This window comes from Amycolatopsis sp. NPDC051716 (assembly GCF_040681595.1).
Taxonomy (GTDB): Bacteria; Actinomycetota; Actinomycetes; order Mycobacteriales; family Pseudonocardiaceae; genus Amycolatopsis.
In genome coordinates, this window is record NZ_JBFAZA010000012.1 from 45,088 (window position 1) to 68,109 (window position 23,022).

Here is a 23,022-nt window from a genome sequence, read left to right on the forward strand (position 1 = left end):
CCCCGAAATGTCCACATCGGACGCAAGCGACCGGAGAGACCGATGAAACGCCTCCTTCTCGCCGCCGCCGTGCCGCTCCTGCTGACCACCGTCACGCAGCCGGCCGCCTCGGCAGCAACCCCGACCCCGTGCGCCGCCGTCGCGGTGCCCGCCCCGCCCGGGGCGAAGATCGAGTCGGTGCGGGCCGCGCCCCAGCCGGCGTACTGCCTGATCACCGTCACGCTCACCCACACCGGCGCGGACCACGTCAAGGTCGCCGTGGCCCTGCCGGACACCGGGTGGAACGGCCGGCTCCAGGCCCTCGGCGGCAGCGCCTACGCCGCCGGCAACTTCGACGCGCTCCCGCAAGCGGTCAAGGACGGCTACAGCGCCGTGACGACCGACGCGGGCGTGTCCCTGGACGGCCTCGACACGTCCTGGGCGCTCAAAGACGGCCGGGTCGACCAGACGCTCCTGACCAACTTCGCCACCCGCTCGGTGCACGAAGAAGCCGTCGTCGGCAAGGCCGTCACGCAGCGGTACTACCAGCGGCCGATCTCGTACTCCTACTGGACCGGCTGCTCGACCGGCGGCCGCCAGGGCTACTCCGAAGCCCAGAACCACCCCGAGGACTTCGACGGCGTCCTGGCCAACGCCCCCGCCGTCGACTGGACGCAGTTCGCGGTCGCGACCCTCTGGCCGCAGGTCGTGATGAACCAAAGCCACGACTTCCCCAGCCCCTGCGTGCTTTCGGCGTTCCGCACGGCCGCGGTCCAGGCCTGCGACGCGCAGGACGGCGTGACCAACGGCATCGTCGACCGGCCGGACGAGTGCGGCTACGACCCGCGCGGCCTCGTCGGGACGAAGGTGGTCTGCGACGGCCACGAGGTCACCGTCACGGCCGCGGACGCCGAGGTCGTGCGCAAGATCTGGGCCGGCCCCACGGACGAGCGCGGCCGCAAGCTGTGGGCGGGGCTGCCGAAGGGCGCGGACTTCACGTGGCTGGCCGGCACCCAGCCGGGCCCCGACGGCACGCTGACCGCGCCGGGCTTCCCGGTCGCCGTCAAGTGGGTGCAGTCGTTCCTGGAGAAGCAGGCCGGCTTCGACACCTCGAAGCTCACCTACGCGCAGTTCACCGCCTTGTTCCGCCAGTCGGTGCGCGAGTACGACGACGTCATCGGCACGTCCGACCCCGACCTGTCGGCGTTCCGCCGCGCCGGCGGCAAGCTGATCACGTTCGTCGGCGCGAACGACCAGCTCATCCCACCGGGCGGCACGCTGTCCTACCGCACCCAGGTGGAACGCGCGATGGGCGGCCCGCAGCGGGTGAACGACTTCTACCGGTTGTTCCTCGCGCCGGGTGTCGAGCACTGCTTCGGCGGTGGCGGCCCGGAGCCGACGAACGCGCTGGGCGCGCTCGTCGACTGGGTCGAACACGGCAAGGCGCCGGCCACCCTCGCGGCGGCGTCCGCGGACGGGAAGACGCGCAACCTGTGCCCGTACCCGCGGGTTTCGCGCTACACCGGCGGCGACCCGGCCACGGCGTCGAGCTACCGCTGCCGCTGAGCCCGGTCCGCGAGCGCCCACCGCGGCGCTCGCGGACTGGACTTGCGGGTCCAAAAACGGCTCGGCACGCTGAAGTCATGGCACTCGACCAGTACTATCTCCTCGGCCGTTCCGGGCTGCGCGTCAGCCGGCTCGCCCTCGGCACGATGAACTTCGGCACCGGCGGTTTCCACGCCGCCTACGGCAAAACCCAGGACGAAGCCCGCCCGATCTTCCGGAAGTACGTCGAAGAGGGCGGCAACTTCGTGGATACGGCGGACTTTTACACCGCCGGCGAGAGCGAAACGATCCTCGGCCGGCTCATCGCCGAGACGAACTCCCGCGACCGCCTGGTGCTCACCACCAAGTTCACCAACACCGTCGACCCGGCCGACCCCAACGCCGGCGGCAACGGGCGCAAGCACCTGATCCGCGCCCTCGACGCGTCGCTGCGCCGGCTGGGCACCGACTACGTCGACGTGCACCTGCTGCACACCTGGGACCGGATCACCCCGGTCGAGGAGGTCGTGCGCACGTTCGACGACCTCGTCCGCGCGGGCAAGATCCGCTACCCCGGCCTGTCCGACGTGCCGAGCTGGTACGCGGCGCGGGCGCAGAGCCTCACCGAGGCGCACTCGCTGGCGCCGATGGTCAACCTGCAGCTGCCGTATTCGCTGGTCGAGCGCCAGATCGAGACCGAGCACGTCCCGATGGCCCAGCACCTCGGCCTCGGCGTCACGGCGTGGAGCCCCCTGGCCGGCGGCGTCCTCACCGGCAAGTACCGCGACGGCGGCGCGGGGCGGCTCAGCGACGGGCCCTCCTGGACCGAGCGCACCCCTCAGGTGCTCGCGCCCCTCGAAGAGGTCGCGAGCAAGCTGGGAGTCACGATGGCCCAGGTGGCGATCAACTGGGTGGCCACCCAGCCGGCCATCGCGGCGGCGATCGTCGGCGCGAGCAGCGCCGGCCAGCTCGGCAAGAGCATGGCGGCCCTCGACTTCGAAATCCCGGCCGAGCTGCGCACCCTGCTCGACGAGGCGAGCGCGGTCCCGCCGGAGTCGGTGTACCGCATGTTCACCCCGGCGTACCAGAACTGGATCGTCAGCCCGGAGTTGAAGATCGGCGACAAGCCGGCGGGGTACGCGCCGGCGGTCCGGAATTGGTAGCGCCACTCGTTCGAGTGAAAATACTTCAGTTCTTCCTTTCGCGAGTTACAGGCCGAGGAGCGATGTAACCGGGCGACGGCTCCGCGGATGCCGTTGCCGTGGACGAGATCCGGCCTCCCCGAAGCTCTACAGTAGACTGCGGAAAGTGGTGCAGCCCGTCGAATTCGGAGCGAATTCGCCTGGTCAGGCCACCGTGCGGTTTTCCTCCAAAGTGGGACACGGTCGAATGACCACCCCCCGATGATTGGACCTAATCCAGCAGGGCTATGGTCTTGGCACCCCGACCGAATGACCACCGAACGAGGTTCACGCCTTGGCCACCGCACTCCGCAGGAGAGCAAAGATGGTACCTCGTCCACCTGCGGAGCATGCGGCTCCTGGTCCTGATCGATGGAAGGAGAAGCCGTTGACGCACCTGATGCCGCTTTGGTGGATCATCATGGCGGCCTGAACGCCTGAAACCACCCTACTGGGTGCTAGGTGCGCCGGGTCTCGCGGCCGAAGTCGCGAAACCCGGCGCGACCGGCGTCACGGCTGCCCCCGGCGGCGGAGTTCGACACCCTCCGCGAGGAGGACGTTGCGAGTCTGGTTGTAGGACATGCCGTAGGTGGTGGCGAGCTGCCGGATCGAACGCCCGTCGAGATAAGCGTTGACCAGCCCGGGCGGGGTTGGCGGCAGCGGGATCCGCGGTGGGCGCAGGGTGACGCCGGCGTCGAGCAGGGCGACCCGGATCTTGCGATAGCTGTAGGGGTGCCGCGCGACCAGGCTTTCGATCGTTTCCCCGGCGGTGTAGTGCTCCACGAGGACTTGGACGAGCTCGGCCGGGATCTCGGCGGGAACCGGCTCGGGAGGACCCGTGTCTCTGTGATCGTCGCTCACCAGATCATCGCCGCCCCGACCAGCTGATCCGTGTGCGTGGGAACGCGGCCCCGGTCGCTGACTCGCGTGTCACGCGGTCCACGTCCACCCAACGACATCGATGTCGGCGGGTACACCGCCAACCGAGTGGCCCATCGTTCGTCACATGCGCTCATGGCTGGTTCCGCTCCCCGGTGCGGTGTCCTGTCCATGAGTGTGGAGCACCTGGTCCGACGATCGTGACGTTGGTGGGCACAGTTATGACGGTCGTTACACGAGCGCCCGAAAAGCCGAACTGTCGACTCGGGCGGATCGGGCGCATGCACCCAGCATGGTTGCCGCCCCCGGGGGCCCACAAACGCTCAGCCGGTGCGGCCGGCTGAGGCGTCAACCACTGTGGACGATCGTGCGCCGAAAGACGTTACCTGCCAACGATTTCACGCGTCTTCTGTAGCGGATCCGCTCCGGCCACGAGAAGGAAATGCCGTATCGGGTGACGTCTGACGGTTTCGCCGCAACCGCGGTGGCAGCATCGCCACGGTGTCCCGCTCACCGTCGCGCGCCGCCGGGATGATCGGCTCGGAGGCATCCAGCTCGGCGACCAGCTCCTCGATCTCCGCAGCACGCCTGGTCCGCGCCCGCCCACGGTAGAGCTCCGCCGCTTGCACCCACAACGCCCGTGCGTCTTCCCGGTTCCCGTGGTCGCGGAGGATCACCGCCAGCGTCGACAACGCCCTGGCCTGGCCGGTCGCGTGGCGGGTCCGGTCGGCCAGCTCGACCGCGCGGTGCGCGTACCACAACGCCGCCCGGGCATTGCCCTGCTGGTGGCGCAACCGGGCCAGCACGGTGTTCAGCTTCATCACCGCCGGCAGGTTGAGGCACGCCGGGGTCAGCTCCGCGGCGAGCCGGCACTGCTCATCAGCCTCGTTCAGGCGCCCGAGGTCGGTGAGCAGCGCACCCAGCGCGGTGTGGATCTGCAACCGCGCCGTCCGGTCGCCGGATTCCCACAGGTGTTCCAGCGCCTCGGCGTAGAGGTCCAGCGCCTCCTGCTCGAACCCACCGGCCGCGACCAGCGCGTTCGCCAGCCGATGGGCCGCGGCGGCACACAACGACGGCTCGTTCAGCTCATCGGCCAGCTGCAGCGCCAACCGGCACAGCACCGCCGCCTCCGGCGCCCGGCCGACCCGCAGGTGCCACCGGGCCAGGTTCAGCGTCGAGACGAGCCGGCCCAGCGGAAACCCGTCTGCCTCGGCGAGCGCCAACGCCCGCCGGAGGTGGTGCTCCGCCCGCGGCTCCTCGCCCATGTGCATCAACACGACCGCGAGGTCGTTCAGGTGTGACCCGAGTACCTGACGCAGCTGCGGCGCGGAGTCACCCCCTTCGGCGAGCACCTCTTCGACACGGCTGATCGCCACGGTGAGGCAATTGACCGCGTCGGCGTAAAAACCCATTTCCGTGATCAACTCAGCGAACAACGCGGGCAAGTAAGCGCTTTCAGCACCACCGGCAGCAGCGATTTCGAGTAGCACGTTCTTTTCCCGGACCACCCACTGCCGAGCCAGTGCCGCGCTGCCGAAACCGGCCCCCGGCCGCGTCCGGGTCGCCGGCAGCTGCGGCGGCGGTTTGTACGGGAAAACCAGACGATGCGCCTCATAGGCCATTTGCAGGTGGAAATCGAACAGCCGGCACCGCACTTCCGCCACGTCGGCCAATTGCCCGGCGACCGAGGCGGCGTAGGCGTGCAAAAGGTCGTGGACGCGGTAGCGATCCAGATCGCTCGGGTGCTCGAGCAGGTGCGCCGCCACCAGGACGTCGAGCGAACGGCGCACGGCAGGCAGCGGGCGCCCGTCCCCGGCCGCCACGGCTTCGGTCGTCACTTCCGCTCCCGGGTGCACCCCGATCACCGCGAACGCGCGTCGCTCACCCGGCCCCAGCACCTGGTAGGACGCCGTGAACGCCGCACGCAGGCTCCGCTGGAGGGCATCTCCCTCGTACCCGAGGTCCAGCAGCATGTCCGCGTCCCGCAGCTGCCCGGCCAGGGTCGACAGGAGCAGGCCGGTCCGCGCCGCGGCGCGGTCGGCCACCAACGTGAGCGCCAGCGGATTCCCCTGGCACACCCGCACCAGTTCGGCCACGCCGTCGCGATCTTCCCGGGCCCGCCGGCCGATCCGGCGGTCGAGCAGCGCGGTCGCGTCCTGCTCGGTCAGCGGCGGCACGGTCACCACCGGCGGGGAAACCGTCGCAGCCAGCGAAGGCAGCCGCCACCGCGAAACCACCAGAACCGTACAGGCGTCGAGCACGCCGAGCAGCGGGGCGATCTGCTCGCGGCTGTCGACGTTGTCGAGGACCACCAGCATAGGCCGCCGTTGCAGGAGCCCCGAGAGCTTCGCCGCTCTCGCCACGGGACTCACCACCTGGCCGACCGGGAAATCCAGCAGGGACAACAACGTGTCCACGACCTCACCGCTGTTCGCGGAGGCCGCTTGACCATCCCCTCGCAGGTCGAGCAGGACGGCGCCGTGCGGAAACCGGCGCCGGGCCCGGTGCACCCACCGCACGACCGCCGTGGACTTGCCCACGCCCGGCCCACCGGTCACCACGACCACCCCGCGCCGGGAGGCGCCGCTCGAATCGGAGGTGAACGCGTCGAGTTCCGCCAGCAGCTCGGCCCGTCCTTCGATCCCGTCGCCGTCCGGAGGCACGTGCCAGACCGGCTGGCCGGCCGGCTCTTCGACGTCCACGGCGCGCATCCGCACGACCTGGCGGGGGAACCCACCGTCGCCGCTGATCACCTCGTCGTGCACCGCCCGCAGCTCGTCCGCGGCGCGCAGCTCGCCGACGTCGAGGTACTGGCGGCGCTTGGCGAAGTAGAACTCGGTCACCTCGTCCGGGCGGTCCGTCGCGGCCAGGGCGCGCAAGCGCAGTTTCGCCAGGCCGAGTTCCAGCGGATGCGCGTGTTCGAGCTCCAGCAGCCTGCCGAGCGCCACGTCGCCATGACCGACGGCGAGCAGCTCGGCGACCAGGAAAGCGTTGGCGGGCAGCCAATGGCCGCGCATCCACTGCGCCCGCCAGTCGTCGGCCCGCTGCGTCGGCAAGTCGGCGAGCGGATCGTCCCGCCACAGCCGCACCGCCGCTTGCGCCTCGATCTGCGCGCGCCGGTGGTCGCCGCGATCACGCAGCTCGCGCGCCCGCGCCATCAACCGGGAGAACAGGCGGTGATCGACCAGTGCCTCGTCGATTTCCACGACACAGCCGTGCTTCCCGACCCCGATGCGGGCCGGGATTCCGCTCTTCTGCAGCGCTTGCCGCAGGTGCACGGCGTTCTGGTGCAGGGTGGCCAGCGCTCCTCGCGGCGCGTTCTCGTGTTCCGCCCACACCCAGTCCACGACCGCGTCGACCGGGAACCGCTGGTTCGGGGACGTCAGCAAGGCGGCGAGCACCTGCCTCGAGCGCGGGTGAGCCCACTTCACATCCACTTTCCCGTGCAGCAGCATGGCCGTTTGCCCGAGAATTCCGAGCGCGATTTCCATGCGACCCCCTCCGCCACGGCTTCGGCCACCGGCCGACCGCCCCACCGCCGACAGTTTTCCATTGTTGCCGGTAAAAGACCACGTCAGCGCCGGTTCACCGGCCCGGAAATGACGATTGTTGATCGATTGTCAACCAACGAAACCGCAGGCCGAAAGCCTTTTGTGAGCCCCGTCCTCCACCTTCGTGACAACAACTGGACAATCACGAGGAGGACCGCGATGGCCGCCACCTGGGTACGCAGCCCCATCGAGCGCGCCGATGCCCACTGGGCCACCAGGTGCGGAACGAAATCCGTCCTGGTGCTCGTGCCGCACGTCGTCGCCGGCACGCGGCTGCTGGACCTGCTCCCCCTGCTCGAAGCCGACCACCGCGTCCAGATCGTGTTCACCGATCCCGAATCCGGCGAAAACTGGCAGGCCACGCACGATTTCCTGCGCGCACAGGGCGGCCCGGTGCTGCCGTGGGCCCAAGCTCGCCGCAGCGACGTCGACCTCGTCCTCGCCGGCAGCACCCGCGGCCTCGACGACCTGACCGCGCCGGTCCTGCTGATCCCGCACGGTGGCGGCCTCGGGCAGTTCCGGCCGTGGCGCTCGCCCGCCACCACCCGGCCGCACCACCCCGAGCTCGGTCTCGGCCCCGGCCAGCTGGTGCGCGAAGGCCGGGTCCGCGCCGACGCGATCGTCCTGGTCCACGACCACGAGCGCGAGCTCCTCGCCCGCGCCTGCCCGCAAGCGCTCCCCGCCGCGGTCGTCGCGGGCGACATCGCCCTCGACCGCATCACCGCCAGCCTGCCTTTCCGCGACCGGTACCGGGACGCCCTCGGCGCCACCGGCGACCAGCAGGTCGTCGTGGTCACCTCGACCTGGTCACCCCGGTCGGCGTTCGGCCGTCACCCCGATCTGTTCGACCGCGTCCTGGCCGCCCTCCCGCGGGAGGGCTACCGGGTCGTCGGTGCGCTGCACCCCGCGATCTGGGCCCACCACGGGCCCCGGCAGGTCCGCTCCTGGCTCGCGGCGGCCCTCCGGGCCGGACTCGTCCTCGTGCCGCCCGAAGAAGGCTGGCGTGCCGCTTTGGTCGCCGCCGACCACGTGCTCGGGGACTACGGATCCGCGACCGGCTACGGCGCGGCCACCGGCGCGTCGATCCTGCTAGACGACAACCCCGGCCAGCCGCTCCTGAGCGGCACCCCGGCCGAGGTCCTCGCCCGGCACGCGCCCCGCTGGCGGCCCGGCCGGCCACTGGTTCCCCAGCTGCGCGCCGCCGCCGCGGCCCGCGACGCCGCTCGGCTGCCCGGCACCATCCACCGCCTCTTGACGTCCCGGCCCGGCGAGGCCGGCTCGATCTTGCGCCGCACCTTGTACCGGCTGCTGGGCCTTCCCGAACCGGCGCACGCCGTCCCGGTCGCCCCGGTGCCGCTGCCGAATCCGGTGCCGGCATGACCCTCACGACGTGGCACTACACCTGCGGCCACCGCGAAGGCACGCTGGTCACCGGCACTCCCGGCGACCGGGCCACCCTCGCCGACGCGGTGATCGCGCCGGCCCGTCGCTGCGAAGCCGGTGGACGAGCCGCGGTGGCCGGGCTCTTCGACCGGCTTCCCGGGCTCACCCTGGCCGCCGTCCCGATCCGCTCGGCCGGGCTACTGCTCGGCGACCGCCGCGGCGAGACCACCCTCGTCGGTCGCGGGCGCGCCGAACCGGCCGCGGTCGCCGCCTGCGTGTGGCTGATCACCGGACGACCGCTGGGCACGCTCACGGCCCTCACCGGCATGGAGTGGCACCTCGACCGGAGACGTGTGGGCTGGTTCGTGCTGTTCGGCGCGGCGAGCTCGGCGGCCAGGGCTCCCGAGGAGCTCCGGTGTCAGCCGGCCGCCGCCGACCTGCTGCACCGGCGCCCCTCGGGGTAACCCGAGTCATGCGTATCGGCCTGTCGTTCCCGACCCGGGGCTGCGCAAGCCGCCGCGGTGTGGGCACTCGATGAGCGCCCGCGACCAGGCGCGGGCGCTCATCGAGTACGCCGTCCAGAGCGGTCTGGGGACGCTGTTCAGTGGCGCGCCGTACCCCCGTCGGCCGAGCTCATCCGCTTCGTGAAGCGGGCCGCGACGTCTCGGAGCTTGATGTTCGTGTGCTGGGACTCCACGATCAGGCGGTGCATCGCCGCGTCCTCGGTGACCCGGTGGATCAGCATCAGCATGCCCTTGGCCTGCTCGATCACCGCGCGCGTCTCCATCGCGTTGCGCAGCTCGTCCGCCAGCCGCCGGGCTTCGCGGTAGCGGCGGGTCAGCCGCAGGACCGTCTCCACGCACAACGTGAACAGCCGCAACACCTTCGTGTCGAACTCGTGGTAGCCGTGGGTCTCGAAGCCGAACAGCGTGATCGCGCCCACCAGGGTGTCGTCCACCCGCAGCGGGACCGCCAGGTAGCTGCCCACGCCGAGTTCCTTGGCCGCCGCCACGAATTCGGGCCACTGATCGCCCGTCTCCGCGACCGCCACCCGGACGACTTCGCCCGTCAGCGCCGCGAGCAGGCCGGGACCGTCGCCCGCCGCGTACTGGACGTCGTCGATGCGCCGGGCTCGCTCGTCGGTGAAGGCCGCGGTCTGGGTCACGCCGTCGCGGACGACCAGGATGCTGGCCAGGTCCGCGTCCGGGACCACCCGGACCGCCTCGCCGCAGACCGCGTCGAGCAGCCCGGGCGTGTCGGACATCGATTCGAGGACCCCGACAAGATCGGCCAGCACGGCGTTCAGCTCGTCGACCCGCTCCGCCATGCCGTCGCCAGTGGTCGGCAAGGCCCACCCCTCCCATGCGTCAAGCGGCGAGCACGGGATGAGCTCGCCAGCAGCGTCAACAGAGACCACCGCTGGCGTTTCAACGGGTCCGGAGGAATTCTACCGGCCACCGGCGGCGGTTTGACGTCGGCCGCGCCGGGTAGGCCGGGAGAATGGCCAATCCCGCTGTTGACGGCGAGCTGTGGGCGGAGTTCCACCGGGTGGTGAACATGACCTCGCGCGAGCTGGAGGACTGGCTGCGCACCCGCGACGCGGGCCCGGAGGCCGAGCCGCTCCCCGATGAGGCAGGCCCGCCGACGGGCCACCAGGTGCTGAGTGTGCTGCGCAAGCGGCGGTCCGACGTGGACGACCGCGACGCGGACGTGATGCGCAAGGTGGTCGACCGGGTGCTCTCCGAGCGCCGCGACGACCTGGAGCCCACCGCCGGCCAGGCCCACTGGCGCCACCGCCTGATGTCGCTGGGCCACGACCCGCTCAAGCCGGCCTGACCCGGACGCGCCGAAGGCCACCATCGGCAGCCGATGGTGGCCTCCAGCGGTTCCCCGGTCAGCCGGCGATGGCCTGCCAGCGCTGGTTGGGCCCGTTCGTCGGCTTGTACAGGCCGATCCGGGCACCGTCCGCACGCGACTCGCCCGTGACGTCGAGCAGCTGCCCGCTCGCCGCGTTGACGAACGTCCAGGTGCCGTCACCCGTCGTGGACAGGGTCCACTGCGCCGCCGGGTCGCACGTGCCCGCCGCGGCCAGCGTCACCGCGCCGCCCGCCGTGGCGAGCACCTGGCCCGTGCCCGCGTTGGTGATGGTGAACCGGTCGCGGTTGCCGTAGCGGCCCGTGCGGTCGGTGAGCGTCCACCGCTGCGCCGGCGCCGAGGCGTCCGTCGTGCGCTGGACCAGCGAGCCGTTCTCCGCCGACAGCGACTTGCCGCTCTGCACGCCGGTGAAGGTGACCGGCTTGCCCGAGCCGAGGCCCGTGCCGGGCGTCGCCGAGGAGACGCCGTCGACGAGGAAGCTCGTCACCGAACGCGCCGGCACCCGCAGCGTCGCCTTGCCCGCGGTCACCCGCACCGGCTTGCCCCGCTTCAGCGCCCCGGTGACGTCGGTGACGACGGGCGTCACCGAAGCGCCGTTCCGGACGTTGCGGAAGCCGGACAGGTCCAGCGTGACGTCCTGGTCGGTGGTGTCCGCGTTGGTGTGCACGACCGTCGCCAGGTCGTCGCCGCGCATCGCGGCCGTCGACGCGGTGTCGTTCACCCCGACCAGCCGGTCACCCGGCCGGATGTAGTGGGTGAAGTTGCGCATCGTGTTGAACTTCGTGTTGGTCTTGACCTGGCAGGTCTGCAAGGTGGCGGTCTTCGGGCAGTCGAACGGGACCTGGATCTCGCCCCAGTTCATCCCGGCCGCGGACTCCCCGCCCGGCTTCATGTTGTTGTAGTCCTCGATCGGCTGCCAGCTGACCCACGCGCTCGGCTCGAGCAGCCGCAGGTCGTCGGTGATCTGCTTGGCCATGCCGAGGCCGGGGTCCATGTCCGTGAAGTCCTGCCGGTCCAGCCAGCTGCCGCCGACCTCGCTCATCCACAGCGGCTTGTCCCCGCCCTTGGCCAGGTCGCGCGGGACCGGCCGGTTGCCGGTGCCGTAGGTGTGCACGTTGAGCCGGCCCGCCGCCGCGCGGGCCTCGGCCGACCAGCCGGCCCAGTCCGCGGCGAAGATGTCCGGGTTGGTCTCGTCGGGCGCGGAGACGATCGCCCGCGAGCCGGCCGCTTTGAGGGCCCCGGCCATCGCCGGGATCAGCTGCGACTGGACCGACGGCCCGATGTGCGCGCCTTCCTGCCGCCCGCCCGTCGGGTTGCCGTCGGCGCCGAGCGTGGTCTTCCAGTAGTTCGTGTTGGGCTCGTTCAGCGGGTTCACCGACGCGAACTTGATGCCGTGCGCGCGTTCGAGGGTCCGCACGACCTGCGTCAGGTACGCGGTGAAGTCGCCGATCTTGTCGGGCCGCAGCTGCTCGTCGGTGGCGTTGAAGCCACCCGAGACGTACCCGGAGACGGTCTGGAAGTACGGCGGCGAGTTGCTGAACGCCTCCCACTTCGTGACGCGGTTCTTGATCTTGTCGACCCACCAGCGCTGGTTCGGGTCGGCCTTCGGGTCGAACTCGGCGGCGTTGCCCGGCGTCCACCAGTCCTTGTCGGCGCGGGTGGTGCCGGCCGGCGCCTTCCACCAGCCCGGGACCGCGGCACCCGCGCGCAGGTACGACGGGACGTCGGGGGCGTTGCCGCCGCCGACGTTGAACCGGGCGATGTTCAGGTTCAGCCCGTCGGGCCCGAAGACCAGGTCCGCCAGCTTGTTCCGGACGGCGTTGGGGTAGCCGCCGGTCGCCTCGGCCATCCACGCCAGGCTGGCACCCCAGCCGTCGAACGGCTGCTGCCGGTAGGTCGGGTCCGGCTTGACCGTCACCCCGGTGGCCGCTTCCGCCGGAGCCACCGCCAGCCCGGTCGTCACGATTGGTACACAAAGGACGGTGAGCAAACGCCGCAGGTTCATCGTCGAAACTGCCCTTCGGTGCGGGTGGGGACTTTTCTTAGAACCTTGTTCAGCCGTCGGCCGGCGCGAGAGTCACCTCAGGCGGATCGCCTGCGGCCCGCAGCGCCGTCCTAACCAGAACAAGGTTCTAGGCCTCGGTGTGGCCGAGCAGCGGCCGCGGCACGAACCGGGCCGCGGGGTCGAGCATCGTGCCGAGTTCGAGCACGACGAGTTCGTTGGCGCCGGCCCGGACCACCGGGCGCGGTACGTACAACGTCCGTTGCGGACCGCGCCGCCAGTACCGGCCGAGCGCGAACCCGTTGAGCCACGCGACGCCCTTGCCCCACTCGCCCGTGTCGAGGAAGAGGTCGGCGGGCTCGTCGACGTCGATCTCGGCGCGCAGCACCACCGGCCCGGCCACCGGGCCCGCCACGGACTCCGGCGACGAAGGGCGCAGCGACGGCAGCGCGGCCAGGTCGAGCGGCAGCACGTCCCAGCCGGTCAGCGGCTCGCCGTGCAGCGCCGCCCCGCCGACGATGCCCTTCGCCTCGCCGATGCGCGGGCCGTAGTCGACGCGGCCCTGGTCTTCGACCAGCACCAGCAGCTCGCCGCGGGCGCGCGGCAGCGGGATCGCGCGCTCGTGGTGGTCCCGGCTGAGCGTGCCCACCAGGTCGCCGTCGAAGAACACCGTGGCGCGGTCGCGGACCTCGCCGAAGGTCAGCACGCCGGGCCGCTCGCCCTGGACGGTCGTGCGCAGCAGTGCGAGCTGCGGCATCGGTGTCAGGTCGTCGAACGCGGGCAGGTCCTCGTGGAACTCCCAGGTGCCCCAGCGGTCCGGCGCGTCGAGCAGCCGGACGGGGTCGCGCAGGCTGCCCTGGGGCGTCGGCGCGGGCCGAGCCGGCGGCGGGACCGTGTCCGGCACTTTGTGGTAGCGGGCGATCACGTCGCGGAAGGCGTGGTACTTCGGCGTCGGGTCGCCGGCTTCGTCCAGCGGCGCGTCGTAGTCGTAGGAGGTGATCAGCGGCTGGTAGACGCCCTTGTCGTTGGCGCCGTTGGTGAGGCCGAAGTTGGTGCCGCCGTGGAACATGTAGAGGTTGACCGACGCGCCCGCGGCGAGCAGCGCGTCGAGCTCCGCCGCCGAGTCCGCGGCCGGCGTCGTGTGGTGGTGCGCGCCCCAGTGGTCGAACCAGCCGTTCCAGAACTCGCTGCACATCAGCGGCCCGGTCGGCTGGTGCGCGCGCAGGACCGCCAGCCGCGCCTCGGCGCCGGAGCCGAACGACGCGGTGCGGTGCAGCCCGTCGAGGCTGCCCGCTTCCAGCATCTCCGGCGTCGGCTGGTCCACTGTGGTCAGCGGCACGGTGACACCGGAGTCGCGCGTGTGCTCGGCAAGCGCTTTCAGGTAGCGCTTGTCGTCCCCGAACGCCCCGTATTCGTTCTCCACCTGGACCAGCAGCACCGGGCCGCCGCGGTCGATCTGGTGCGGGACGACGACCTCGTACACCTTCGTCAGGTACTCGCGGACGGCGTCCAGGTACTTCGGCTCGTACCGGCGCACCCCGACCGACGGGTCGCGGAACAGCCACGCCGGCAGCCCGCCGTTGTCCCACTCGGCGCAGATGTACGGGCCGGGCCGCACGATCGCGTACATCCCGGCGTCGGCGACGAGCCGCAGGAAGCGGTCGAGGTCGAGGCCGCCCGACAGGTCGAACGCGCCGGGTTCGGGGGCGTGCGCGTTCCACGCCACGTACGTCTCGATGGTGTTGAGCCCCATCCGCCGGGCCTTGTCGATCCGGTCGGCCCACAGGTCCGGGTGCACCCGGAAGTAGTGCAGGGCACCGGACAGGATGCGGAACGGGCGCCCGTCGAGCAGGAAGTCGTGCTCCCCGATGGCGAACTCAGGCATTCGGCGCCGCCTGCGGGGTCAGCTGGAGCACGGTCCAGGACAAGGGTGGCAGTGTCACGGTGATGGTGGTCCCCCCGGGATCGGACGTCGCGACCGTGCCGGGTAGCGGCACCGGCCGGACCGGTTGTGCGTCGGCGGTGTTCACGGTGTGGCGGGTCTCGCCGTCCGGTGTGGTCAGGGTTTCGGCGGCGTAGACGCCGAACCGGGCGCCGCGCAGGCGGATCCGGACTTCGGTCGGGGACGCCGTGGCGCGGTTGGTCAGGAACACCGCACCGCGCCCGGAGTCCTCGACCGTGGCGGCGGCGTCGACGAGGCCGACTTCGCCGTGCTGCGCGGTGCGCAGCCGCTCGCCTTCGACGGTCAGGCGCAGGCTCGCCCCGCCGGCCAGCGCGGCGACCTGCCGGAACGGGTGGAACGTCGTCTGCCGCCACGCCGGGCCGCCGGGCTCGGAGCGGATCGGCGCGATGACGTTCACCAGCTGGGCCTGGTTCGCCATGGTGACGCGGTCGACGTTGCGCAGCAGGGAGCTCAGCAGCGAGCCGACGACGACCGCGTCGGTGACGGTGTAGGTGTCCTCGATGATCCGCGGGTGCTCCCGCCAGCCGCCCGCGGCGAGTTCCGCCTGGTCGACCTCGTTCCAGCGGCGCAGGTCCCAGACGTTCCACTCGTCGACGCTGATCCCGATCTTCTTGTCGAGCCCCAGTTCGTCGAGGGTTTCGTCGATGACCCCGGCCGTCGTGGCGATGTAGTTGTCCAGCGCGGCCGCGCTGGCCAGGTAGCTGTCGGTGTCGCCGTGCAGCTCCTGGTAGTAGGCGTGCAGCGAGATGTGGTCGACCAGTTCCGCGGTGTGGCGCAGCACCGTGCGCTCCCACGAGCCGAACGTCGGCATGTCGGCGTGCGAGCTGCCCGCGACGACCAGCTCGACACCCGGGTCGATCATCCGCATGAGGCGGGCGGTCTCGGCGGCCAGGCGGCCGTACTCGTCGGCCGTCTTGTGGCCGATCTGCCACGGGCCGTCCATCTCGTTGCCCAGGCACCACAGCTTGAAGCCGAACGGACGGTCGGCGCCGTTGGTGCGCCGCCGCTCGCTCAGTTCCGTGCCGCCGGCGTGGTTGCAGTACTCCAGGACGTCGGCGGCCTCCTGGATGCCGCGGGTGCCGAGGTTGACGGCGTACATCACCTCGGCACCCGCGGCTTCGGCCCACGCGACGAATTCGTGCAGGCCGAAGCGGTTGGATTCCACGCTGTGCCACGCGGGGTCCAGCCGGACCGGCCGGGTCGCGGCCGGTCCGACACCGTCTTCCCAGCGGTAGCTGGAAACGAAGTTGCCACCGGGGTAGCGGAGCACCGTCGGCCCGAGTTCCCGGACCAGCTCCAGCACGTCGCCGCGGAACCCGCGGTCGTCGGCCGTGGCGTGCCCGGGCTCGTACAGTCCGGTGTAGACGGACCGGCCCATGTGCTCGACGAACGAGCCGAAGAGGCGACGCGGGACCGGGCCGATGACCTGGCCCGCGTCGCCTTCGATGTGGACGGTCATCCCGCGCTGACCGTGAAGCCCTGCTGGTTGCCGTAGTCGACGATGGCCTGCTGCCAGGCCGCCAGCCCGGCGTCGAGCGGGGTGGCGTTCAGGTAGGCCTTGCCGGCGGTGTCGCTGAAGACGCTGTTGGCGTAGGTCTGGTACGGCAGGTAGGTCCAGCCCGGGGCGACGTCCTTCGACGCCTGGGTCAGCACCTGGTTGATCTTCTGGCCGCCGAAGTACGGCACGGCCTCGTCGACGAAGGCGGGCGAGGTCAGGTCGGCCGTGGTGGACGGGAAGCCGCCGCTCTTGATGAACGGCGCGACGCCGCCGGCGTGGTTGAGCCAGCGCACGAAGCCGGCGGCCAGGGCCGGGTTCTTGCTCTGCTTGACCACGGACTGGGCGCTGCCGCCGTTCTCCGAGGTCACCGGCTTGCCGTCGTAGGTCGGCATCGGCGCGACGGCCCACTTGCCGGCGGCACCGGGCACCGAGGAGATGAAGTTGCCCGGCATCCAAGCGCCGGTGACCAAGGACGAGATGGTGCCGTCACCGAGGGCGCGGAACCAGTCATCGGACCACTCCTTGACCGGGGCGAGCAGCTTGCCCTGGATCATCTGGTCCCACATCGCGGTCCACTTCTTGGTGCCCGCGTCGCCGAAGTTGACCTTCACGTTCTTGCCGTCGACGGCGAACGGGCGCCCGCCGGCCTGCCAGATCATGCTCAGCACGGCGCCGGGGTCACCGGTGTCCGAGGTCATGTACTTGGTGGGGTCGGCGGTGTGCAGCTTCTTCGCCGCTTCGAGGTACTCGGCCCAGGTCTTCGGCACGGTGATGCCGTTCTTGTCGAAGACCTCCTTGTTGTAGAACAGGGCCATCGGGCCGGAGTCCTGCGGGAGGCCGTAGATCCCGTTGCCGTTCTTCACCTGCGCCCACGTCGAGGCGCTGTAGTCCTTTTCGAACGAACCGAAGCCGAACTGGTTGAGGTCGGCCAGTGAATCGGTCAGCGCGAACTGCGGGAGGGCGTAGTACTCGATCTGGGCGACGTCGGGGGCACCCGAGCCGGCCTTGATCGCGTTCTGGAGCTTGGTGTACTCCTCCTTGTTGGTCCCCGCGTTGACGTAGTTGACCTTGACGTTCGGGTATTCCTTCTGGAACGCGGCCACCTGGTCCTTGGCCGACGGGGTCCAGCTCCAGTACGTGATCTCGCCGCCGGCCTTCAGCGCGGCGTCGACGGAGTCCTGGGTGCCGGTGGCGGCGGCGGGCGCGGAGGACGTGCCCCCGGAGGAGCAGCCGACCGCCAGTGCGGCGGCCAGCGCCACGACGGCGGCCGCCTTGGCGCGGGTGCGGAATCTTGACATCGAGTGTCCCTTCACGGCGGTGTGACGGCGGGTTTTACCAATGACGCTGCTATTGCTTGACGCTGCCGGCGCTCAGGCCCGATTGCCAGAACCGTTGCATGAGCAGGAAAGCGACGACTAGGGGGATGATGGTGAGCAACGACCCGGTGAGGACCAGGTTGAAGATCGGCTGGGCGCCGGCGCCGTTCGCCTGCGCGCTCCACTGGTTGAGCCCGACGGTCAGCGGGTACCACTTCGGCTCGCTGAGCATGATCAGCGGCAGGAAGTAGTTGTTCCACGTCTGCACCATCGTGAACAGCGCGACGGTGATGATCCCGGGGACCAGCTGGCGCAGCGTCACGGTGAGGAAGATCCGGATCTCGCCCGCACCGTCGATCCGCGCCGCTTCCAGCAGCTCGTCGGGGATGGCGTCGGCGGCGTAGACCCAGATCAGGTACAGCCCGAACGGGCTGATCAGCGACGGGATGAGGACCGCCCACGGCGTGTTGGTCAGCCCGAGCTTGCTGAACATCAGGAACGTCGGCACGGCCAGCGCCGTCGGCGGCACGGCCACGGCCCCGAGGACGACGGCGAACACCGAGCGGCGGCCGGGGAAGCGGTACTTGGCCAGCCCGTAGCCCGCGGCCGTGGCGAGGATCGTCGCGCCGCCGGCCCCGACCACGACGTACAGCAGGGTGTTCCCGAGCCAGCGGAAGAAGATCCCGCCGTTGTAGGTGAACGTCTGGCCGATGTTGTCGAAGAGCGCGAACGTGCCGCCGAGGGACAGCCCCGACGTGGAGAACAGCGCCGGCTGGGTCTTGCTCGCGTTGATCACCAGCCACACCAGGGGAACCAGGGTGTAGAGCAGGTAGAGCGCCATGAAGCCGGTGAGGACACGCGACTTGCGGGGGTTGGTCACCGAGAATGCGGCCACGTCACATCTCCTTCCGGGAGCCGCGCAGCTGCACGACGTAGGCGATGACCGCGGTGATCACGCCCATCACGATCGCGACGGTGGCGGAGTAGTTGTACTGCTGCCCGTTGAAGGAGAGGTTGTAGGCGTACATGTTCGGCGTGTAGAAGGTGCCGATCGTGTTCGGCACCAGGTTGCGCATGATGTTCGGCTCGTTGAACAGCTGGAAGCTGCCGATGATCGAGAAGATCGTCGCGACCACGATGGCACCCCGGATCGCGGGGAGCTTGACCGACACGATCGTGCGGAACGTCCCGGCGCCGTCGATCGCGGCCGCCTCGAACAGTTCCTTCGGGATAACCTTCAGCGCGGAGTAGAAGATGAGCATGTTGTAGCCCACGAACTCCCACGTGACGATGTTGCCGATCGAGGTGAGCAGCCAGCTCGGCGACAACGGCTTGACCTCGGTGCCCAGCAGGTTGTTGAGGTCGGCGGCGAGTCCGAAGTGGTCACCGTAGATGAAGCCCCACATCAGCGCGGCGACCACGGCGGGGACCGCGTACGGCAGGAAGATCACGATCCGGAAGAACCCGGCGGCGTGCAGCCGGGCGCTGTCGATCGCCAGCGCCGCGATCAGCGCGAGCACCAGCATGATCGGCACCTGCACGGCGAGGAACACCAGCACCCGCCGGAAGGCCTCCCAGAACTTCGGGTCGCCGAAGACCTGGACGTAGTTGTCGGCGCCGACGAACACGGTGCCGCCGAAGAAGGCCTGGTCGCGGAAGAGGCTGAGCACGAACGCGTACACGACCGGCGCGATGAAGGTCAGCGCGAACACCAGCATGAACGGGGCGACGAAGAGCCAGCCCCGCCATTTCCGCCGCGGCCGGCGGGCCGCGGGCGCCCGGCGCGCCGGCACCGGGGCGGGCGGAGCCGCTGTGGACGTCATCGTCTCTCCGAGTGATCGCTGCGCCGGGCACTGGACCCGGCGGGATGTTTACGTCAACATTGGACGGCCGCAGAGTAACTTGTTGACGTAAACATGTCCAGGACACCGAGGAGTGACCGTGCCGCGCCAGACAGCGACCTCGTCCGCATCCGGCCACGCCGCCCGGCGCCGGGGGCCGTCGATGGCGGACGTGGCCCGCGAGGCGGGTGTGTCGGGCCAGACGGTTTCCCGGGTCGCCAACGGGAAGACGAACGTCGACGACGCCACGCGCGAGCGCGTCCTGGCCGCCATGCGCCGGGTCGGCTACCGGCCGAACAGCGCCGCCCGCGCCCTGCGCAACGGCCAGTTCCGCAGCATCGGCGTGATCATTTCGGCGCTGCCGACGTTCGGCAACAGCCGCACGCTCGACGCCATCGCGGCCGCGGTCGTCCCGGAGGGCTTCTCGATCATCTTGATGCCGGTGACGCGCCCGACGCAGGGCGAGGTGACGGGGGCGTTCAGCACGTTGAACGAGCAGGCCGTCGACGGCGTCATCATTTTGATCGAGCAGCACCAGCTCGACCAAAGCGAGATCGAACTGCCGCACGGGCTCCCGGTGGTGGTGATCGATTCCAGCGCCCGCTACGACTACCCGGTGGTGGACAACGACCAGGCCGACGGAGCCGCCAGGGCGACCAGCCACCTGCTTTCGCTGGGACACTCGACGGTCTGGCACATCGCGGGCCCACCGCAGTCCTATTCGGCCGAGCGCCGCCGAAAGTCGTGGCAGGCCACTTTGGAGCGGGCGGGCCGCCCGGTACCCCCGGTCGTCGTCGGCGACTGGTCCCCGGAGTCGGGCTACCAGGCGGGCTTGCGCCTAGCGGCGGACCCGGCGGTGACGGCGGTGTTCGCGGCCAACGACCAGATGGCACTGGGCTTGCTGCGCGCGCTTCACGAGACCGGTCGCGGGGTGCCGTCGGAGGTGAGCGTGGTCGGCTTCGACGACATGGAGGAGTCGGCCCACTTCTGGCCCCCGCTGACCACGATCCGCCAGTCCTTCGAGGCGGTGGGCCGCCACGCGGTGGAGGCCCTGCTGACCGAAATCGAGACCGGCGCGGAAGCCGGGGAGCCGGTGCTGCTCCCGACGGAACTGGTCATCCGGTCGAGCACCGCCCCGCCTCCTGCTTGAGCCGGAATTGTCGGTGCCCGCTGATAGCGTGGAAAACGGGGGGCGCCCCCGCGGGCCGGGGTTGTTGGTCGCCGTTGCCGGTTGCCGTGTCTGGACGGGCGTCGCTCGCGTCCGAGGGGCGAACCGACCGTTCAGGTACGCGGACCGACCCTCCGGGTACGCCGGCCGACCGGGTGGGTACGCGACCACGGTCGGGGACGAGGAGCGGGCGTGCGCGGCGGCTTTTCGAGGGGGCCGATTGGGCGGGTACGCGAGCCGGATGGCCGGCGCGGCGAGGGCCGCGGGCCGCTTCGCGCGGGTGAGCTGACTTGGCCGGTGCAAGGGATGCGCGCGGTTCAGGTGAGCCAAGCGGCGGAGTGGCTGCGCAAAGCGAGCGGCGGGCGGGCTGGGCGGCCGGGTGGGGTGCGAAGCGACCGGCAAGCAGACGAAGCGGCGGAGTGGGGAGTGCGAAACGGACCGCGAGCCGGCGAGGCAACTGGTGGGCGAAGCTGGCGGCAGGTAGGCGATGCAGCTTTAGTAGGCGCAGCAGGCGGTAAGCAGGCGGGGCTGCCGAATGGAAGCGCGAAGCGAGCGGCAAGCGAGTGAGGCACCCGGCTATTGGCGCAGCGAGCGGCAAGCAGGCGGGGCTGCCGAGGGCGCGAACCGAGCGGCAAGCGAGTGAGGCACCCGGTTATTGGCGCAGCAGGCGGGGCTGCCGAATGGAAGCGCGAAGCGAGCGGCAAGCGAGTGAGGCACCCGGTTATTGGCGAAGCGAGCGGTAAGCAGGCGGGGCTGCCGAATGGAAGCGCGAAGCGAGCGGCAAGCGAGTGAGGCGCCCGGCTATTGGCGAAGCGAGCGGCAAGCAGGCGGGGCGGCCGAGGGCGCGAACCGAGCGGCGAGTGGCGGGGCGGCCGGATGGGACGCGAAGCGGCGGCGAGTGGCGGGGCGGCCGGGCGGGGCGCGAAACAAGCGGCAAGCGGGCGAGGCGGTCGGCCGAGTGCGCAAAGCAAGCGGGGGCGCGAACCGAGCGGCAAGTGGGCGAGGCGACCAGCCACTGCGCGGAGCGAGCGGCGAGCAGACAGGGCCCGGGGCCGCGAACGAGCGGCAGGTGGGCAAGGCGGCCGTCGGGCGCGAAGTGACGGCAAACGGGCGGGGCGGCCGAGCGGGGGCGGGAAACGAGCGGCAGGCAGGCGAGGCGACCGGCCGGGTGCGCGAAGCGAGCAGTGAGCGGGGCGCGCGGACGGCTCGGCAGTGAGATGCGCGCGAAAGGTCGTTTCAGGCGGGCGGGGCGGGGGAATTACCGGCCACCAAGCCGGGATCTCCGGTACCGCGAACGTCGCAGTGGTGTGGACCATTCGGCCGCACCCACGGAAACGAGGCCGTCATGCTCGCCATTCTCGCCGCCGTGCTCTTCGGGCTTGCCCTGCTCATGGAGCTGGCCGGGTTCGGGCTGGGCCCGGTGATCACCACCGGGACCCTCACCACCGCCGGGCTGCTGTGCGTTGCCCTGCACCTGGCCGGGGTGGCCACCGACCGCTCGCGGTTCACCCGGCGGCGGCGCCGTCGCTGACTCGCCTCAGCACCTGCGCGAACACCTCCGGCGACTGGGCTCCCGACACGCCGTACCGCTCGTCGATCACGAAGAACGGCACTCCGGACGCGCCGAGGGCGCGGGCCTGCTCGCCGTCCGCCGCCACTTCTGCTTCGTACGCGTCGGACTCGAGCACGGCTCGCGCCTCGTCGGCGTCCAGGCCCGCTTCGGCCGCCAGCTCCACCAGGGAATCGTGGTCGAACAACGAGCGCCGCTCGGTGAAGTGCGCTCGGTAGAACCGGTCGATGACCGCGTCGGCCACCCCGCGCTCCTCCGCGAGGTGGACCAGGCGGTGACCGTCGACCGTGTTGCCCATGTGGACGCCGTCGAGGTGGTACTCGAGGCCGTCGGCCGCCGCACGCTCCTCCATCTGGGCTTCCATCGCGTCCGCTTCTTCCAGTGTCCGGCCGTACTTCTCGGCCAGCACCTCGCGGGTCGGCCGCGAAGTGCCGCGGGGGAACGACGGGTCGAGCTGGAACGAGTGGTGCACCACCTCGACGTCGACGCCGGTTTCGGCCACCGCCCGCTCGAAGCGGCGTTTGCCGAGATAGCACCAGGGACAGACCAGATCGGACCAGATGTCTACGCGCACGAAACCACGCTAACCGAAGAGGCGCCGCGCACTTCAAGGTAACCGGCGGCCACCTGCGGACCACGACCTCCGGCGCGCCCGAAGCTAGGGTGGGCCGGTGACCGTCTCGACCGACGACATCGTCCGGCACGCGGCCCGGCTGCTGATGGCCGGGACCCGCCTCGACCTCGGCCGGATGGCGGCCGAGCTCGGGATTTCGCGCACCACCTTCTTCCGGCGCGTCGGCAATCGCGACGACCTCATGGGCGCCGGGCTGCGGCTGCTCTCCGACCGGACCTGGCAGCGAGCGCTCGACGGCTGGCGCGCCGAGCACGGCGACGCGGTCCGCACGCCGGATGGCCGGCTGCGCTGCCTGTGGGTCATGGAGGAGTACCGCCGCGAGGTCGCCGGAAGCGACGGCATGCGCAAGCTGATCGAGGCGGAGTCGGCGGTCGCCCTGCGGGTGCTGACCGATCCGCGCGGCGCTGTGCAGCCCGGGCTGGTCGACGCGCACGTCGAGCTGTTCCGGGCCGACGCCGACGCCGCCGGGCTGGCTCCGCTCGTCGGGCTGCCGGACCTGGCGTTCGCGGTCGTCCGGCTCGGCGAGTCGTTCCTCTACTCCGACGTCCTGGCCGCCCGCTCGGTGGACCTGACCGTCGCGACCACCCTGGTCGACACCCTCGTGCGCGGGGCCCTGGAGCCGGTCCGCGTTCACTGA

The 23,022-nt window shown here is 70.9% G+C and carries 18 protein-coding genes; 8 read left to right on the top strand and 10 right to left on the bottom strand.

Annotation, left to right across the window (positions count from 1 at the left end; genetic code table 11):
* The first annotated feature begins 42 nt into the window (after nucleotides 1-42).
* Together AB0M30_RS18320 and AB0M30_RS18325 are read left to right on the top strand one after the other, a co-directional pair.
* Nucleotides 43-1,545, top strand: coding sequence for a tannase/feruloyl esterase family alpha/beta hydrolase (locus tag AB0M30_RS18320; RefSeq protein WP_364585195.1), 1,503 nt, complete (start codon nucleotides 43-45; stop codon nucleotides 1,543-1,545).
* A gap of 77 nt (nucleotides 1,546-1,622) precedes the next feature.
* Entirely contained in the window at nucleotides 1,623-2,687 is a 1,065-nt protein-coding gene (locus tag AB0M30_RS18325; RefSeq protein WP_364585196.1) for an aldo/keto reductase, read from the top strand.
* A 528-nt stretch (nucleotides 2,688-3,215) separates the two neighbouring features.
* Here the strand turns inward: AB0M30_RS18325 and AB0M30_RS18330 are convergent.
* Both AB0M30_RS18330 and AB0M30_RS18335 read right to left on the bottom strand, forming a co-directional pair.
* Nucleotides 3,216-3,566, bottom strand: a complete 351-nt coding sequence (locus tag AB0M30_RS18330) for a hypothetical protein (RefSeq protein ID WP_364585197.1) — start codon at nucleotides 3,564-3,566, stop codon at nucleotides 3,216-3,218.
* Between the two features lie 416 nt (nucleotides 3,567-3,982).
* A complete protein-coding gene (locus AB0M30_RS18335) occupies nucleotides 3,983-7,075 on the bottom strand; it encodes a BTAD domain-containing putative transcriptional regulator (RefSeq protein WP_364585198.1) in 3,093 nt (1,030 codons plus the stop codon).
* 219 nt (nucleotides 7,076-7,294) lie between these two features.
* On the opposite strand from AB0M30_RS18335, the gene AB0M30_RS18340 reads away from it, so the two are divergent.
* Nucleotides 7,295-8,515 carry a hypothetical protein gene (locus tag AB0M30_RS18340; protein WP_364585199.1) on the top strand — a complete coding sequence of 407 codons (1,221 nt, stop codon included), beginning with the start codon at nucleotides 7,295-7,297 and terminating at the stop codon, nucleotides 8,513-8,515.
* Complete coding sequence (locus tag AB0M30_RS18345) at nucleotides 8,512-8,982, top strand: hypothetical protein (RefSeq protein WP_364585200.1); 471 nt, start codon at nucleotides 8,512-8,514, stop codon at nucleotides 8,980-8,982. The genes AB0M30_RS18340 and AB0M30_RS18345 overlap by 4 nt, the downstream gene beginning before the upstream one ends.
* 137 nt (nucleotides 8,983-9,119) lie before the next feature.
* Here the strand turns inward: AB0M30_RS18345 and AB0M30_RS18350 are convergent, their stop codons facing one another.
* On the bottom strand, nucleotides 9,120-9,845 hold the full coding sequence (locus AB0M30_RS18350) for a GAF and ANTAR domain-containing protein (RefSeq protein ID WP_199191529.1): 726 nt from the start codon (nucleotides 9,843-9,845) through the stop codon (nucleotides 9,120-9,122).
* Nucleotides 9,846-10,018: 173 nt separating this feature from the next.
* On the opposite strand from AB0M30_RS18350, the gene AB0M30_RS18355 reads away from it, so the two are divergent.
* Nucleotides 10,019-10,354 (top strand): DUF3140 domain-containing protein, encoded by a 336-nt coding sequence (locus AB0M30_RS18355; protein WP_364585201.1) that lies wholly within the window; start codon nucleotides 10,019-10,021, stop codon nucleotides 10,352-10,354.
* Nucleotides 10,355-10,412: 58 nt separating this feature from the next.
* Here AB0M30_RS18355 and AB0M30_RS18360 read toward each other — a convergent pair whose 3' ends face one another.
* The 6 genes from AB0M30_RS18360 to AB0M30_RS18385 form a co-directional block, all read right to left on the bottom strand.
* Nucleotides 10,413-12,356 carry an RICIN domain-containing protein gene (locus tag AB0M30_RS18360; protein ID WP_364585202.1) on the bottom strand — a complete coding sequence of 648 codons (1,944 nt, stop codon included), beginning with the start codon at nucleotides 12,354-12,356 and terminating at the stop codon, nucleotides 10,413-10,415.
* Nucleotides 12,357-12,525: 169 nt separating this feature from the next.
* On the bottom strand, nucleotides 12,526-14,280 hold the full coding sequence (locus AB0M30_RS18365) for a beta-galactosidase family protein (protein ID WP_364585203.1): 1,755 nt from the start codon (nucleotides 14,278-14,280) through the stop codon (nucleotides 12,526-12,528).
* Nucleotides 14,273-15,817 (bottom strand): alpha-L-arabinofuranosidase C-terminal domain-containing protein, encoded by a 1,545-nt coding sequence (locus tag AB0M30_RS18370; RefSeq protein ID WP_364585204.1) that lies wholly within the window; start codon nucleotides 15,815-15,817, stop codon nucleotides 14,273-14,275. Before AB0M30_RS18370 ends, AB0M30_RS18365 begins: the two co-directional genes overlap by 8 nt.
* Nucleotides 15,814-17,154: a sugar ABC transporter substrate-binding protein gene (locus AB0M30_RS18375; protein ID WP_364585205.1), complete on the bottom strand. Its 1,341-nt coding sequence runs from the start codon at nucleotides 17,152-17,154 to the stop codon at nucleotides 15,814-15,816. Before AB0M30_RS18375 ends, AB0M30_RS18370 begins: the two co-directional genes overlap by 4 nt.
* Nucleotides 17,155-17,203: 49 nt before the next feature.
* Nucleotides 17,204-18,067, bottom strand: a complete 864-nt coding sequence (locus AB0M30_RS18380; RefSeq protein ID WP_364585206.1) for a carbohydrate ABC transporter permease — start codon at nucleotides 18,065-18,067, stop codon at nucleotides 17,204-17,206.
* Between the two features lies 1 nt (nucleotide 18,068).
* Nucleotides 18,069-18,995 (bottom strand): sugar ABC transporter permease, encoded by a 927-nt coding sequence (locus AB0M30_RS18385; protein ID WP_364585207.1) that lies wholly within the window; start codon nucleotides 18,993-18,995, stop codon nucleotides 18,069-18,071.
* A gap of 112 nt (nucleotides 18,996-19,107) precedes the next feature.
* On the opposite strand from AB0M30_RS18385, the gene AB0M30_RS18390 reads away from it, so the two are divergent.
* Both AB0M30_RS18390 and AB0M30_RS18395 read left to right on the top strand, forming a co-directional pair.
* Complete coding sequence (locus tag AB0M30_RS18390; protein WP_364585208.1) at nucleotides 19,108-20,163, top strand: LacI family DNA-binding transcriptional regulator; 1,056 nt, start codon at nucleotides 19,108-19,110, stop codon at nucleotides 20,161-20,163.
* Nucleotides 20,164-21,526: 1,363 nt separating this feature from the next.
* Nucleotides 21,527-21,712 (top strand): hypothetical protein, encoded by a 186-nt coding sequence (locus tag AB0M30_RS18395; protein WP_013229246.1) that lies wholly within the window; start codon nucleotides 21,527-21,529, stop codon nucleotides 21,710-21,712.
* Here AB0M30_RS18395 and AB0M30_RS18400 read toward each other — a convergent pair.
* Complete coding sequence (locus AB0M30_RS18400; protein ID WP_360175014.1) at nucleotides 21,687-22,313, bottom strand: DsbA family oxidoreductase; 627 nt, start codon at nucleotides 22,311-22,313, stop codon at nucleotides 21,687-21,689. The two genes, AB0M30_RS18395 and AB0M30_RS18400, sit on opposite strands and share 26 nt — an antisense overlap.
* Before the next feature lie 109 nt (nucleotides 22,314-22,422).
* Here AB0M30_RS18400 and AB0M30_RS18405 point away from each other — a divergent pair, with 109 nt between their 5' ends.
* Complete coding sequence (locus AB0M30_RS18405) at nucleotides 22,423-23,022, top strand: QsdR family transcriptional regulator (RefSeq protein ID WP_364585209.1); 600 nt, start codon at nucleotides 22,423-22,425, stop codon at nucleotides 23,020-23,022.

What these genes read in the sequence shown, in the direction of transcription:
- AB0M30_RS18320 (WP_364585195.1), top strand. Translation starts at nt 43, where the DNA reads ATGAAACGCCTCCTTCTCGCCGCCGCCGTGCCGCTCCTGCTGACCACC.
- AB0M30_RS18325 (WP_364585196.1), top strand. Translation starts at nt 1,623, where the DNA reads ATGGCACTCGACCAGTACTATCTCCTCGGCCGTTCCGGGCTGCGCGTC.
- AB0M30_RS18335 (WP_364585198.1), bottom strand. Translation starts at nt 7,075, where the DNA reads ATGGAAATCGCGCTCGGAATTCTCGGGCAAACGGCCATGCTGCTGCAC.
- AB0M30_RS18340 (WP_364585199.1), top strand. Translation starts at nt 7,295, where the DNA reads ATGGCCGCCACCTGGGTACGCAGCCCCATCGAGCGCGCCGATGCCCAC.
- AB0M30_RS18345 (WP_364585200.1), top strand. Translation starts at nt 8,512, where the DNA reads ATGACCCTCACGACGTGGCACTACACCTGCGGCCACCGCGAAGGCACG.
- AB0M30_RS18350 (WP_199191529.1), bottom strand. Translation starts at nt 9,845, where the DNA reads ATGGCGGAGCGGGTCGACGAGCTGAACGCCGTGCTGGCCGATCTTGTC.
- AB0M30_RS18355 (WP_364585201.1), top strand. Translation starts at nt 10,019, where the DNA reads ATGGCCAATCCCGCTGTTGACGGCGAGCTGTGGGCGGAGTTCCACCGG.
- AB0M30_RS18365 (WP_364585203.1), bottom strand. Translation starts at nt 14,280, where the DNA reads ATGCCTGAGTTCGCCATCGGGGAGCACGACTTCCTGCTCGACGGGCGC.
- AB0M30_RS18370 (WP_364585204.1), bottom strand. Translation starts at nt 15,817, where the DNA reads ATGACCGTCCACATCGAAGGCGACGCGGGCCAGGTCATCGGCCCGGTC.
- AB0M30_RS18375 (WP_364585205.1), bottom strand. Translation starts at nt 17,154, where the DNA reads ATGTCAAGATTCCGCACCCGCGCCAAGGCGGCCGCCGTCGTGGCGCTG.
- AB0M30_RS18385 (WP_364585207.1), bottom strand. Translation starts at nt 18,995, where the DNA reads ATGACGTCCACAGCGGCTCCGCCCGCCCCGGTGCCGGCGCGCCGGGCG.
- AB0M30_RS18395 (WP_013229246.1), top strand. Translation starts at nt 21,527, where the DNA reads ATGCTCGCCATTCTCGCCGCCGTGCTCTTCGGGCTTGCCCTGCTCATG.